Here is a 13310-nt window from a genome sequence, read left to right on the forward strand (position 1 = left end):
TGGACATTTCTGTCACCTTTATAGACACTTTCGTTATCCGTTTTGACCCTGCTTTAAGGCGTTAAAAAGGGCTTATCGCTTTTGTCTTGCGGCATCGCGTGATGGCAGTATTGACGCGCTCTGCCCGCCATTAGCCGGGAAATAACGGGAATGACAATATGGACAATTGGTTTCCTTGTCGGGTAGGGGAGTAATGCGTTTTATGGCCGAATCTCAAAATGATCCACTGCTGCCCGGGTACTCGTTTAACGCGCACCTGGTGGCGGGTCTGACGCCGATTGAATCGGAAAGCTATCTCGACTTTTTTGTTGACCGACCGCTGGGGATGAAGGGCTATATCCTCAACCTGACGGTGCGCGGCGAAGGCGTGGTGATGAACCAGGGCAAACAGTTTGTCTGCCGCCCCGGCGATATTCTGCTCTTTCCCCCCGGCGAGATTCACCACTATGGCCGCCATCCTGACGCCGAGGCGTGGTATCACCAGTGGGTCTACTTCCGTCCGCGCGCCTACTGGCAGGAGTGGTTAAACTGGCCGACGCTCTTCGCGCAAACCGGTTTTTACCGCCCGGATGATGCGCATATGGATCGTTTTCGCGACCTTTTTGCGCAAATTATCGATGCCGGGCAGAGTGCCGGGCGCTACGCCGAACATCTGGCGATTAACCTGCTCGAACAGCTGCTGCTGCGGCGTATGGAGGCGATTAACGAATCCCTTAATCCGCCCCTTGATAACCGCGTGCGTGATGCCTGTCAGTACATTAGCGACCACCTTTCCGATAACCATTTTGATATCGCCAGCGTCGCGCAGCATGTCTGCCTCTCGCCGTCGCGCCTGTCGCATCTCTTCCGCCAGCAGCTTGGCGTTAGCGTACTGAGCTGGCGCGAAGATCAGCGCATCAGCCAGGCGAAGCTGCTGCTCAGCACCACGCGGATGCCGATTGCCAGCGTCGGGCGCAACGTCGGCTTTGACGATCAGCTCTACTTTTCTCGTGTCTTTAAAAAATGCACCGGTGCCAGCCCGAGCGAGTTTCGTGCTGGATGTGAATGAAGCGTAAAGAATGGAAATAATCTGTTCTTCAATCTGACATAAGTGGTAAAGATTCAGATAATTGAAAGCTTGACGGTGGCGGAGGCGCTCCGCAGAATCCGGCGTTCAATCTGAACAGGACCCTTTATGGAAGCATTGCTGGAACACTTTATTACCCAGTCAGCCATGTACTCGCTGGTGGCGATTGCGCTGGTCGCTTTTTTTGAGTCGCTGGCGCTGGTGGGGCTGATCCTTCCCGGCACGGTGATGATGGCAGCACTGGGCGCATTGATTGGCAGCGGGGAAGTTAATTTCTGGCATGCGTGGCTGGCGGGCATTGTCGGCTGCCTGCTCGGTGACTGGATCTCCTTCTGGCTCGGCTGGCGCTTTAAGAAACCGCTACACCGCTGGTCTTTCCTGAAAAAGCACAAAGCGCTACTCGATAAGACCGAACACGCGCTGCATGAGCACAGCCTGTTTACCATTCTGGTGGGGCGCTTTGTCGGCCCGACGCGCCCGCTGGTGCCGATGGTCGCCGGGATGCTCGATCTGCCGATCCGCAAATTTTTACCGCCAAATATCATCGGCTGCCTGCTGTGGCCGCCCTTTTACTTCCTGCCGGGTATCCTCGCTGGCGCAGCGATCGATATTCCTGCCGATATGCAGAGCAGCAACTTTAAATGGCTGCTGCTGCTGACGGCGATTGTGCTCTGGCTGGCCTGTTGGCTCTGCTGGCGTCTGTGGCGCGCGGGGAAATCGGGCAGCGATCGTTTAACGGCCTACCTGCCGCGCCAGCGCCTGCTCTGGCTGGCACCGGGCACGATGGTGATTGCCATTGCGGCAGTAGTGATGCTGGCGAAACACCCGCTGATGCCGATCTATCTCAATATTCTCGGCAAGGTGATCCGCGGTCACTGAGCCTGAATGCCGAGCAGGGCGGAGACCGGCGCGTTGCCACGAAGCAGCGTGTCGGTAGCGCCATCCCAGGCAATACGCCCCTCGGCGACCACCAGCGCGCGTTCGGCGATGCGCGCAGCATCCTCCACGCTGTGCGACACCATCAGCAGCGTTAACTGCTGGCGACGGCAGACGCTCTGCACCAGCGCGAGCATCTCCTGGCGCAGGGCGGGATCGAGCGCGGAAAAGGGCTCATCCAGCAGCAGCAGCGGCTGCTCGCGCACCAGACAGCGTGCTAACGCTACGCGCTGGCGCTGGCCGCCGGAGAGCTGATCCGGCTGTCGCTCAAGCAGGCTCTCCAGCCCCATGGTGGCGGCAATCTCATTAAGCCTCTCCCGCTGCGCGGCATTCAGCTTCAACCCCGGATGTAAACCAAGAGCAATATTCTGCCGCACCGTCAGGTGGGTGAAGAGGTTGTTCTCCTGAAAGAGCATCGACACCGGACGGCGCGCGGGCGGCGTGCGGGTATGATCCTGATCGCCGAGTAAAATCGTGCCGCTCGCCGGGTTAATAAACCCGGCAATCAGGTTCAGCAGCGTGCTCTTCCCCGCGCCGCTGGGGCCGAGAATGGCAATCTGCTCGCCCCGTTCGGCTGCAAGGGTAAAGCGCATCGGCAGGTGTTCGTAAAGCCAGGTGACATCAATCAGTCTTAGCATGGCGGCCCGGTAGTTTTTCAATCACAGTGAAGAGTAAAAAGCAGAGCAGCAGCAGGATCAGCGCGGTGACGGCTCCATCCTGGCTGCGGTAAGAACCGATTTGCTGATAGAGATAGAAGGGCAGCGTGCGGAAATCTTCATTGCCGAACAGCGCCACCACGCCAAAATCACCGATCGACAGCACGCAGGCAAAGGCCAGCGCCTGCGCCAGCGGGCGTTTCAGCGCGCGTAGCTCCACCACCCACAGGCGTCGAAAACCGGCAATATCGAGCGACTGGCAGAGCAGCGCATACCGCGCGGTGAGATCGCGCATCGGGTTTTCCAGCACCTTTAACGCATAGGGGATCGCCATCAGCGCATTGGTGAATATCACGATGCCATCAGCGGAGTCGGGCAAGCCGATGGTGTTATTGAGCAGCAGGAAAAAGCCGGTCGCCAGCACAATCCCCGGCATCGCCAGGATCAGCATGCCGCTCAGTTCGAGCGCCTGCCCGGCGGCTGCACGGTGGCGCGCACGCAATTCACGGCTGCTCCACAGCAGCATCATGGTCAGCACCACGCAGAGCAGCCCGGCGACCAGCGCGATACGCAGCGACGTCCACACCGCCTGCCACAGCACCGGCTCTGCCAGCACCTTCAGCAAACTGACATTTAGCCCGTCAACGATCACCGCCAGCAGCGGCGGCAGCATCAGCAGCAGTGCCAGCACAATTAACAGCGTATCGGCGAGGCGGCTAAACCAGCGCGTTTCCGGGTCGTGCCAGCCCTGAATGTGATGGCTGCCGACGGCGAAGGCTTTACTCATCCGCTGGCTTAACAGCACCAGCCCGAGGCAGCAGATCATCTGGATTATCGCCAGTATCGCCGCGCGGGCGGGATCGAAATCAAAGCTAAGCGCCTGGTAGATGGCAAGCTCAATGGTGGTTGCCTGCGGGCCGCCGCCCAGCGACAGCACGGTGGCGAAACTGGCGAAGCAGAGCATAAAGATCAGCGCTGCCACCGGCGGGATCTGGCGGCGCAGCCAGGGCCACTCGACAAAGCGGAAGAAGGCCCAGCCGCGCATCCCTAGCTGGGCTGCCAGCTGGCGCTGTTCACCGGGGATCTGCTCCAGCGCCTGTAGCAGCAGGCGCGAGGCCATCGGCAGGTTAAAAAAGAGGTGCGCCAGCAGAATGCCCTGCAAGCCGTAGGGCGAAAAGGTCCACTCAATGCCGAGCGTCTGGCAGAGCGCGGCGAGCCACCCCTGGCGACCATAGACGCTGAGAATGCCAAACACCGCCACCAGCACCGGCAGGATCAGCGTCATCGCGCATAAGCGCAGCAGCAACTGGCGACCAGGAAAACGACGGCGGTAGAGCGCACGGGCAAGAAAAATGGCGGGCACCACGGAGAGCAGGGCAGAGAGAAAAGCCTGCCAGAAGGAGAATCGCACCACGTGCCACAGGTAGCTGTCCGACAACAAGTCGGAGAGCCCTTCGACAGGTGCGTTTTGCCACAGCGCGAAAAAGGCCGCCACCGCGACCACCACCATCAGCATGGCGGCGGTGAGGCCAGGAAGCAGCCAGCCGGGAATTAGCGGCTGACGGCGCGTTGCCACGAGGCTATCCATGCTGCGCGCTGGGCTGCCACTTCTTGCGGCGAGAATTGCAGCGAGGTTTGTGGTTTCTCAAGCTGGTCAAAACCGGCGGGCAGCGCGACGTTACTCACCGGGTACATCCAGTTGCCCGTTGGGATGGCGCTCTGGAAGGCGGGTGAAACCATAAATTTGAGGAATTTTTCCGCCAGCTCCGGCTGCTTGCTGGCGGCGGTACGCGCCGCGACTTCAACCTGCAAATAGTGGCCTTCGCTGAAGTTCGCCGCCGCGTAGTTCTCTTTCTTCTCTTCGATGATGTGGTAGGCAGGCGAGGTGGTGTAGCTCAGCACCAGATCGCTCTCACCTTTCAAAAAGAGGCCGTAGGCTTCGCTCCACCCTTTGGTGACGGTAACGGTTTTGCCCGCCAGCTTTTGCCAGGCTTCGGGGGCTTTATCGCCATAGACTTTCTGCATCCACAGCAGCAGGCCGAGCCCTGGCGTGCTGGTGCGCGGATCTTCGTAAATCACGCGCCACTTCTGATCGCTTTCGACCAGCTCTTTCAGGCTTTTCGGCGGGTTTTTAAGTTTGGTTTTGTCATAGACGAAGGCGAACCAGCCGTAATCGAACGGCACAAAGGTCTCATTGCTCCAGCCGCCCGGCACTTTTACAGCGTCATCGTGCACGCCGCTTTTGGCAAAGAGTTTTGTCTGACTAGCTGCTTCCAGCAGGTTGTTATCAAGACCGAGCACGACGTCAGCTTTGCTCTTTTTGCCCTCCATGCGCAGACGGTTGAGCAGCGAGACGCCATCTTCCAGCGCCACGAACTTCAGCTCGCAGTTGCAGTCGGCTTCAAAGGCTTTTTTTACCGCAGGGCCTGGCCCCCATTCGGCGGCGAAGGAGTCGTAGGTGTAGACGGTCAGGACGGGTTTAGCGAAAACGGGCGCGGCAATCAGCAGCAGCAGTGACAACGATTTTTTTAACACTTTGCACCTCATAAATGGGTGGCAAAGGATTTTGAGAGAGCCTCAAATCCCTTCGCCGGCGTTATCCGGATCAGGTTCGACGGGTATTTTCTCAGCACGCGCGTGAAGCGCAGCACCCCGTTGAGAACGGCGCTATTGTAATGATTTGGTAAACAATCTGAAAGCATTACGGATCCGGCGGCGCAAACCAGGCCGATTTAAAGTCAAACCAGCCGAGAGTATTCATGCGCAGCCCGCGCATGGTGCGCTGCCCCTGAATGCGAAGCCAGTGGTGGATCAGCGGCACAATCGCTTTACTCGCCAGCAACTGCTGTGACCACATCGCCAGGTTCATCTCCCCGGCGCGCCAGCGCGCGGCGTCTGCCTGCCAGTCGCGCGGGATGCAGTGTTGCAGCAACGGCACCTCATAGAGGTTGGCGAAGACCGAGAAGTCGAGCGGCAGTGTAAAGTTAGCGCTGTTAAGCCAGATATCGCTCTCTGTTTCGCCGCGATGCCACTCATCGTAATCGACCTCCTGAATCAGCAACTTAACGCCATGTTCTGCCAACAGCGTACTCATGGTGTGGGCAATCGCCTGGTGCTCGTTATGCTCGCGGTAGAAGGTGAGCGTCAGCGTCTCCAGCCCGGCGGGCTTTTCACCACTGCCGGGGCGCGCGTGGTGCCAGCGCGGCAGCAAGCCGTAGGCGGGAAACCAGTAGCGCTGATTCTGTTCGCTGGCGTGCCACAGCAGATTGGTCGGCGAGAGGATCCGGCTTACCCACTCGCGCACCGCCGGGTTCGCGCCGCGGCTGGAGCGTGCGTCAAACAGCAGATAGTAGCAGCCCTCTTCGAGACGGCTCTCCACCGCTTTTTCGCCCTCCGTTGGCCCTTCGAGCGTCAGGCCGCAGGTGGTCTCATCCCCGACATCCGGCAGCACCCAGACATTCACTTCATCAATCAGCGCGCGAAAGCCGAAGTAATCCTCAAAGGCGTGGATCTTTAGCTGGTTGCGGGTATTGCGCATCACCGCGTAAGGGCCGGTACCAATCGGCTGGCTGGCGAAATTCGCCAGCGTCTCCCACTCCTGCGGCAGGATCACCGCCGGCACGTGGCCCATCAGCCACGGCAGCCAGCTGTCGGGCTGCGAGAGGTGAATGTCGAGGGTCCACGGCGTCGGCGAAACGATATCGCGGATATGGGAGTAGAGCGGCAGGGCGCTGGCGCGCTGCAAGGAGGCGATAACATCCGCCATCTCCAGCTCGCGGCCGTGGTGAAAGTGGATGCCGGGGCGTAAGTAGAAGCGCCAGTGCAGGGGAGAGATCGCTTTCCAGTGGTGAGCAATATCGGCTTCCAGTTCCCCGTTTTCCTCATTTATCCGCGTCAGGGTGCTGAAGATTTGCCGCGCCATATGGGTTTCGGAGCGGCGCAGCGGCGAGCCGGGCAGCAGATTGCGCAGCGGGCGGTAGTAGAGCACGCGCAGGATATGCCGCCCCTGGCGAAAACTGCGGCCGAGATGCGAGACCAGCATCTGGCGCACGGCGGCTTTATCGCCCACCAGCTGCACCAGCTGGTCGATGCGATCCTGCTCAAGCAGATCTTCCGCCCGCTGCTGCTGTAACGCAAGGCCGGTGTAGAGGAAGGTGAGGCGCGAGCGTTTACCGCGCCCGGCTTCTGCTTCCCAGGTTAGCCAGCCGCGTGTCTGCATGGTGTTGAGCAGGGTGCGCATATGGCGGCGGGAGCAGTTAAGCAGCTCCGCCAGCTCGTTGAGCGTGGTTTCCTGAGATTTTCCATCGCAGCATTGCCACAGACGGATGAACTGTTGTTGCAGGCGACCAGAGGACATAAAAGAGGAACTCCCGGCAAAAACTCAGCAATTTATTTATCCCTATATTAAGCCGATACTTCTCTGCGATGAAAGCGAGGAGGTGCATAGCGGAGTGGGGAATGACGACGCGTGTGGAAAAACTGACTCGCCCGAATCATGTGTGACTGAGTATTAAGTGCGAATGCACCCGCCAGCAAAATGTTTTTGCTGGCTTTTTTCGTTTAAGCTTGCGTCGCTGTTTTCCGCTTTCAACAAGGAAATGCCATGCTCTGGTTGATGACGATGGGACGCCGCATGAATGGCGTCTACGTCGCGTTTATGATCGTCGCCTTTATGATGGGCGTCGCTGGTGCGGTACAGGCGCCGACGCTGAGCCTGTTTCTCAGCCGCGAAGTGGGCGCAGAGCCCTTCTGGATCGGGCTGTTCTATACCGTCAACGCCATTGCCGGGATCCTTGTCAGCCTTGCGCTGGCAAAACGATCCGACAGCCAGGGCGATCGGCGCAAGCTGATCCTCTTTTGCTGCCTGATGGCGGTGGGTAACGCGCTGCTGTTTGCGTTTAACCGTCACTATCTGACCTTAATCACCTGCGGCGTGCTGCTGGCTTCGCTTGCCAGCACCGCGATGCCGCAGCTTTTCGCGCTGGCGCGTGAGTACGCCGACAGCTCAGCGCGGGAAGTGGTGATGTTCAGTTCTATCATGCGCGCGCAGCTCTCGCTGGCGTGGGTTATCGGGCCGCCGCTAGCGTTTATGCTGGCGCTCAATTATGGCTTTGTCGCCATGTTCTCTATCGCCGCCGGGCTGTTTATTGTCAGCCTGGTGCTGATCGCCTTCTGGCTGCCGTCGGTGCCGCGGGTTGAGCAGCCCGCTGATGTGGCCGTCACGCAGGTAAGCGGCTGGCGCGACAGCAATGTGCGCATGCTGTTTATCGCCTCGACGCTGATGTGGACCTGCAACACCATGTACATCATCGATATGCCGCTGTGGATAAGCCTTGAGCTGGGGCTGCCGGATAAGCTGGCGGGCATTTTGATGGGTACTGCCGCAGGCCTTGAGATCCCGGCGATGATCCTCGCGGGTTATTTCGTGAAGCGTTTCGGTAAGCGGTTGATGATGCTGATCGCCGTCGCCGCTGGCGTGCTGTTCTATATCGGCCTGCTCTTTTTCCATAGCCAGACGGCGCTGCTGTTGTTGCAATTTTTCAACGCGGTGTTTATCGGTATTGTCGCCGGGATCGGTATGCTGTGGTTCCAGGATTTGATGCCGGGCAGGGCGGGTTCAGCGACGACGCTGTTTACCAACAGCATCTCCACCGGCGTGATTCTGGCAGGCGTGATTCAGGGCGCGCTGGCGCAATATTTTGGTCACGGCTCGGTGTATTGGGGAATTGCCGGGCTGTCGGTGGTGACGCTACTGCTCACCAGCCGGGTGAAGGATGTGTAAGGCGCGGTGCGGCGGTTCAATTGCCGGATGGCGCTAACGCTTATCCGGCCTACTCTTCACATTTGCATCGTACCTGTAGGCCGGATAAGGCAACGCCGCCATCCGGCAAACAAACCTGCACCGTGCCGACTGCCGGATAACCCTCCGGCAATCAGCGTCAGGCTATCACCCCATAAATGCGGGTTGTTTTGCTTCGTAAGCGGCAATGGCGTCGTCGTGTTGCAGCGTCAGGCCAATGCTGTCCAGACCATTCAGCATGCAGTGGCGGCGGAAGGCGTCGAGCGTAAAGCTGTAGGACTTGCCACCTGCATTTACCACCTTCGCCTGCAGATCCACTTCAAAGGTAATGCCCGGATTGCTCTGTACCAGCGCAAACAGCTCATCCACCTCTTCGTCGCTCAGCGTCACCGGCAGCAGCTGATTGTTGAAGCTGTTGCCATAGAAGATGTCGGCAAAGCTCGGCGCAATCACCACTTTAAAGCCGTAATCCGTCAGCGCCCACGGCGCATGCTCGCGCGAGGAGCCGCAGCCAAAGTTCTCCCGCGCCAGCAAAATCGACGCGCCTTTGTACTCAGGAAAGTTGAGCACGAACTCCGGGTTCGGCTGCTCGCCCTTATCGTCGAGGAAACGCCAGTCGTTAAACAGATGCGCGCCAAAACCGGTGCGCGTCACCTTCTGCAAAAACTGCTTCGGGATAATGGCGTCGGTATCGACGTTAGCGGCATCCAGCGGAACCACCAGCCCGGTATGTTGGGTAAATTTCTCTGCCATGGTGATCTCCTTAAGCCTGCAAATGACGAATATCAGCGAAACGACCGGTTACTGCCGCAGCGGCGGCCATTGCCGGGCTGACCAGATGGGTGCGTCCACCGCGGCCCTGACGGCCTTCAAAGTTACGGTTGCTGGTGGAGGCGCAGCGCTCGCCCGGGTTCAGGCGGTCGTTGTTCATCGCCAGGCACATCGAGCAGCCCGGCAGACGCCACTCAAAACCGGCTTCGATAAAGATCTTATCCAGCCCTTCCGCTTCCGCCTGCGCTTTTACCGGGCCGGAGCCTGGAACCACCAGCGCCTGTACGCCCGGAGCCACTTTACGCCCTTTGGCAATTGCCGCGGCTGCGCGTAAATCTTCAATGCGTGAGTTGGTGCAGGAGCCGATAAAGACTTTGTCGATCGCCACGTCGGTCAGCGGTACGCACGGTTTCAGCCCCATATAGGCCAGCGCTTTTTCCGCCGAGGCACGCTCGACCGGATCGGCGAAGGAGGCCGGGTCGGGGATGATCTCGGTGACCGAGATCACCTGGCCTGGGTTAGTGCCCCAGGTGACCTGCGGGGCGATATCTTCTGCCTGCAGGGTGACAACACGGTCAAAGTGGGCACCCTCATCGGTATGCAGCGTCTTCCAGTAAGCGACCGCTTCGTCGAAATCTTTGCCCTTCGGCGCATGCAGGCGACCCTGCACGTAGTTAAAGGTGGTCTCATCTGGCGCGACCAGGCCCGCTTTCGCACCCATCTCAATCGCCATGTTGCACAGCGTCATGCGGCCTTCCATGCTGAGCGCGCGGATCGCGTCGCCGCAGAACTCCACCACGTGGCCGGTGCCGCCAGCGCTGCCGGTTTTGCCAATAATCGCCAGCACAATATCTTTGGCGGTGATGCCCGGCGCAGCGGTGCCGTTGACTTCAATCTTCATGGTTTTGGCGCGCCCCTGCTTCAGGGTCTGCGTCGCCAGCACATGTTCCACCTCTGAGGTGCCGATACCGAACGCCAGCGCGCCAAACGCGCCGTGCGTGGCGGTGTGGGAGTCGCCGCAGACGATGGTCATCCCCGGCAGGGTGATGCCCTGTTCCGGACCCATCACGTGCACGATGCCCTGATAGGGGTGGTTCAGGTCATACAGCTCGACGCCAAATTCGTTGCAGTTCTTAATCAGCTCCTGCATCTGAATACGCGCCATCTCACCGGAGGCGTTGATATCTTTGGTCTGCGTCGAGACGTTGTGATCCATCGTGGCGAAGGTTTTGCCCGGCTGACGCACCGGGCGATTGTGCGCGCGCAGGCCATCAAACGCCTGCGGCGAGGTCACTTCATGCACCAGATGGCGGTCGATATAGAGCAGCGGGGTCTCGTTCGGCGCTTCATAGACCACATGGGCGTCAAATAACTTTTCGTACAAACTCTTAGCCATGATTACACCCCTTCTGCGACATAACGAGCGATGATATCGCCCATCTCATCGGTACTGACTGCGGACGCGCCACGCGCTAAATCGCCGGTGCGCACGCCCTCTTCTAAAGCCCGGTTAATGGCCTGTTCAATCGCCGTTGCCGCCTCGTCTGCATTCAGGCTGTAGCGCAGCAGCAGCGCCAGTGACAGGATCTGCGCGATCGGGTTGGCAATATTTTTGCCCGCGATATCCGGCGCGGAGCCGCCCGCCGGTTCATACAGGCCAAAGCCCTGCTCATTCAGGCTGGCAGAGGGCAGCATGCCCATTGAGCCGGTGATCATCGCGCACTCGTCGGAGAGGATATCGCCGAACAGGTTGGAGCAGAGCAGCACGTCGAACTGGGACGGATCTTTAATCAGCTGCATGGTGGCGTTATCGATATACATATGCGCCAGCTCAATGTCCGGGTATTCGCCCGCGATCTCATTGACGATTTCGCGCCACAGCAGCGAAGTTTGCAGCACGTTGGCTTTATCAATGGAGTGGACTTTTTTGCCGCGTTTGCGCGCCGACTCGAAAGCGATACGCGCGATACGCTCGATCTCAAAGCGGTGATAAATTTCGGTGTCGTAAGCTTTCTCATGCTGGCCGCTGCCTTCGCGCCCTTTCGGTTGACCGAAGTAGATGCCGCCGGTCAGTTCGCGTACGCACAGGATATCGAAACCGTTGGCAGCGATATCTTCGCGCAGCGGGCAGAAGGCTTCCAGGCCCGCATAGAGTTTGGCAGGGCGCAGGTTGCTGAACAGCTTGAAGTGCTTACGCAGCGGCAGCAGCGCGCCGCGCTCCGGCTGCTGCGCTGGCGGCAGGTTTTCCCATTTCGGGCCGCCGACGGAGCCAAACAGAATCGCATCGGCCTGCTCGCAGCCTTCGACAGTCGCCTGCGGCAGCGGATTGCCGTGGCGGTCGATGGCGATACCGCCAACGTCATAATGGCTGGTGGTAATTCGCATCGTGAAACGGCTGCGCACGGCTTCCAGTACTTTCAGGGCTTGCGCCATCACTTCCGGGCCAATGCCGTCGCCCGGCAGCACGGCAATATGGTAACTTTTCGACATCACACGGTTTCCTTGTTGTTTTCTTTGTTCTGCGCTTTACGTTGCAACTCTTTTTCCACTTCCGCGGCGCGCCAGATGGTGTTCAGCACGTTGACCATCGCTTTGACGGAGGACTCAACGATATCTGTTGCCAGGCCAATGCCGTGGAAGCGGCGGTTGTTGTAATTGACGACGATATCAACCTGGCCCAGCGCATCTTTACCGTGGCCTTTCGCGGTCAGGCTGTATTTCACCAGCTCGATGTCATACTCGGTGACGCGGTTAATCGCCTGGTAGACGGCATCGACCGGCCCGTTGCCGTTGGCGGCTTCGGCTTTGATCTCCTCGCCGCAGGCCAGTTTCACCGAGGCGGTGGCGATATCGTTGGAGCCGGACTGCACATTGAAGTACTCCAGGCGGAAATGCTCCGGCTCTTCCTGCTGTTTGTTGATAAAGGCCAGCGCTTCCAGATCGTAATCAAAGACCTGACCCTTTTTATCCGCCAGCTTCAGGAAGGCGTCGTACAGGTTATCCAGGTTGTAGTCGCTCTCCTGATAGCCCATCTCTTCCATACGGTGTTTGACCGCTGCGCGACCGGAGCGTGAGGTCAGGTTCAGCTGCACCTGGTTCAGGCCGATCGACTCTGGCGTCATGATTTCGTAGTTTTCGCGGTTTTTCAGCACGCCATCCTGGTGGATGCCGGAGGAGTGGGCGAAGGCACCGGTGCCGACGATCGCTTTGTTGGCCGGGATCGGCATATTGCAGATCTGAGCCACGGTCTGGCTGGTGCGCCAGATCTCCTGATGATTGATGCGGGTGTGCACATTCATAATGTCTTTGCGCACTTTGATCGCCATGATCACCTCTTCCAGTGAACAGTTACCGGCACGTTCGCCGATGCCGTTCATCGCGCCTTCCACCTGGCGCGCACCGGCATGCACGGCGGCAATCGAATTACCGACCGCCATGCCTAAGTCATCATGGGTGTGGACAGAAATAATGGCTTTATCAATGTTTGGAACGCGGTCATACAGGCCGGTGATGATATTGGCGAACTCGAAGGGCATGGTGTAGCCCACGGTATCCGGGATATTGATGGTTTTCGCCCCGGCATTGATTGCCGCTTCGACAACGCGCGCCAGATCCTCAATCGGCGTACGCCCGGCATCTTCACAGGAAAACTCCACATCATCGGTATAGTTACGCGCACGTTTCACCATATAGATGGCGCGCTCAATCACCTCATCCAGCGTGCTGCGCAGCTTGGTGGCGATATGCATTGGCGAGGTGGCGATAAAGGTGTGAATGCGGAACGCTTCAGCTACTTTCAGCGACTCTGCGGCGACATCAATATCTTTCTCAACGCAGCGCGCCAGAGCGCAGACACGGCTGTTTTTTACCTGGCGGGCGATGGTCTGTACGGACTCAAAATCGCCCGGTGACGAGACCGGAAAACCGACTTCCATCACATCAACACCCATACGCTCCAGCGCCAGGGCGATCTGCAGCTTCTCTTTCACACTCAGGCTTGCCTGCAATGCCTGTTCACCGTCACGTAAGGTGGTATCGAAAATTACGACTTGCTGCTGGCTCATGGTTTAGATCCTTGTTC

11 protein-coding genes and 1 riboswitch are annotated in these 13310 nt (G+C 58.9%); of the genes, 3 read left to right on the forward strand and 8 right to left on the reverse strand.

Annotated features, from left to right (window positions below; genetic code table 11):
- Positions 1-202: 202 nt before the first annotated feature.
- Both araC and IAE48_RS09790 read left to right on the forward strand, forming a co-directional pair.
- Positions 203-1048, forward strand: a complete 846-nt coding sequence (gene araC, locus IAE48_RS09785; protein ID WP_042718368.1) for an arabinose operon transcriptional regulator AraC — start codon at positions 203-205, stop codon at positions 1046-1048.
- Positions 1049-1174: 126 nt separating this feature from the next.
- Positions 1175-1945, forward strand: coding sequence for a DedA family protein (locus IAE48_RS09790; protein ID WP_200134226.1), 771 nt, complete (start codon positions 1175-1177; stop codon positions 1943-1945).
- On the opposite strand, the gene thiQ is transcribed toward IAE48_RS09790, so the two are convergent.
- The 4 genes from thiQ to sgrR form a co-directional block, all read right to left on the reverse strand.
- Positions 1939-2640, reverse strand: coding sequence for a thiamine ABC transporter ATP-binding protein ThiQ (gene thiQ / locus IAE48_RS09795; protein WP_200134227.1), 702 nt, complete (start codon positions 2638-2640; stop codon positions 1939-1941). The two genes, IAE48_RS09790 and thiQ, sit on opposite strands and share 7 nt — an antisense overlap.
- Positions 2624-4234 (reverse strand): thiamine/thiamine pyrophosphate ABC transporter permease ThiP, encoded by a 1611-nt coding sequence (gene thiP, locus IAE48_RS09800; protein WP_200134228.1) that lies wholly within the window; start codon positions 4232-4234, stop codon positions 2624-2626. The genes thiQ and thiP overlap by 17 nt, the downstream gene beginning before the upstream one ends.
- Positions 4210-5193, reverse strand: coding sequence for a thiamine ABC transporter substrate binding subunit (gene thiB / locus IAE48_RS09805; RefSeq protein ID WP_200134229.1), 984 nt, complete (start codon positions 5191-5193; stop codon positions 4210-4212). Before thiB ends, thiP begins: the two co-directional genes overlap by 25 nt.
- 29 nt (positions 5194-5222) lie before the next feature.
- Positions 5223-5323: riboswitch (TPP riboswitch) on the reverse strand.
- A 36-nt stretch (positions 5324-5359) separates the two neighbouring features.
- A complete protein-coding gene (sgrR, locus tag IAE48_RS09810) occupies positions 5360-7015 on the reverse strand; it encodes an HTH-type transcriptional regulator SgrR (protein ID WP_200134230.1) in 1656 nt (551 codons plus the stop codon).
- A gap of 246 nt (positions 7016-7261) precedes the next feature.
- On the opposite strand from sgrR, the gene IAE48_RS09815 reads away from it, so the two are divergent.
- On the forward strand, positions 7262-8440 hold the full coding sequence (locus IAE48_RS09815; RefSeq protein ID WP_200134231.1) for a sugar efflux transporter: 1179 nt from the start codon (positions 7262-7264) through the stop codon (positions 8438-8440).
- A gap of 165 nt (positions 8441-8605) precedes the next feature.
- On the opposite strand, the gene leuD is transcribed toward IAE48_RS09815, so the two are convergent.
- The 4 genes from leuD to leuA are packed head-to-tail and all read right to left on the reverse strand — an operon-like array spanning position 8606 to position 13293.
- The gene (leuD, locus tag IAE48_RS09820; protein WP_200134232.1) at positions 8606-9211 is read right to left on the reverse strand and encodes a 3-isopropylmalate dehydratase small subunit; all 606 of its coding nucleotides are present in this window, start codon (positions 9209-9211) and stop codon (positions 8606-8608) included.
- A 10-nt stretch (positions 9212-9221) separates the two neighbouring features.
- A complete protein-coding gene (gene leuC / locus IAE48_RS09825; protein WP_200134233.1) occupies positions 9222-10625 on the reverse strand; it encodes a 3-isopropylmalate dehydratase large subunit in 1404 nt (467 codons plus the stop codon).
- 2 nt (positions 10626-10627) lie between these two features.
- A complete protein-coding gene (gene leuB, locus IAE48_RS09830) occupies positions 10628-11719 on the reverse strand; it encodes a 3-isopropylmalate dehydrogenase (protein WP_124969825.1) in 1092 nt (363 codons plus the stop codon).
- On the reverse strand, positions 11719-13293 hold the full coding sequence (leuA, locus tag IAE48_RS09835) for a 2-isopropylmalate synthase (RefSeq protein ID WP_200134234.1): 1575 nt from the start codon (positions 13291-13293) through the stop codon (positions 11719-11721). Before leuA ends, leuB begins: the two co-directional genes overlap by 1 nt.
- Between the last annotated feature and the right edge of the window lie 17 nt (positions 13294-13310).

Origin of the sequence: Kosakonia sp. S57 (genome assembly GCF_016516575.1) — a bacterium.
GTDB lineage: Bacteria > Pseudomonadota > Gammaproteobacteria > Enterobacterales > Enterobacteriaceae > Kosakonia > Kosakonia cowanii.

Excerpts from the sequence above, each read along its gene's own strand:
- sgrR (WP_200134230.1), bottom strand. The coding sequence starts at position 7,015 with ATGTCCTCTGGTCGCCTGCAACAACAGTTCATCCGTCTGTGGCAATGC.
- araC (WP_042718368.1), top strand. The coding sequence starts at position 203 with ATGGCCGAATCTCAAAATGATCCACTGCTGCCCGGGTACTCGTTTAAC.
- leuD (WP_200134232.1), bottom strand. The coding sequence starts at position 9,211 with ATGGCAGAGAAATTTACCCAACATACCGGGCTGGTGGTTCCGCTGGAT.
- IAE48_RS09815 (WP_200134231.1), top strand. The coding sequence starts at position 7,262 with ATGCTCTGGTTGATGACGATGGGACGCCGCATGAATGGCGTCTACGTC.
- IAE48_RS09790 (WP_200134226.1), top strand. The coding sequence starts at position 1,175 with ATGGAAGCATTGCTGGAACACTTTATTACCCAGTCAGCCATGTACTCG.
- thiQ (WP_200134227.1), bottom strand. The coding sequence starts at position 2,640 with ATGCTAAGACTGATTGATGTCACCTGGCTTTACGAACACCTGCCGATG.
- leuA (WP_200134234.1), bottom strand. The coding sequence starts at position 13,293 with ATGAGCCAGCAGCAAGTCGTAATTTTCGATACCACCTTACGTGACGGT.
- leuB (WP_124969825.1), bottom strand. The coding sequence starts at position 11,719 with ATGTCGAAAAGTTACCATATTGCCGTGCTGCCGGGCGACGGCATTGGC.
- leuC (WP_200134233.1), bottom strand. The coding sequence starts at position 10,625 with ATGGCTAAGAGTTTGTACGAAAAGTTATTTGACGCCCATGTGGTCTAT.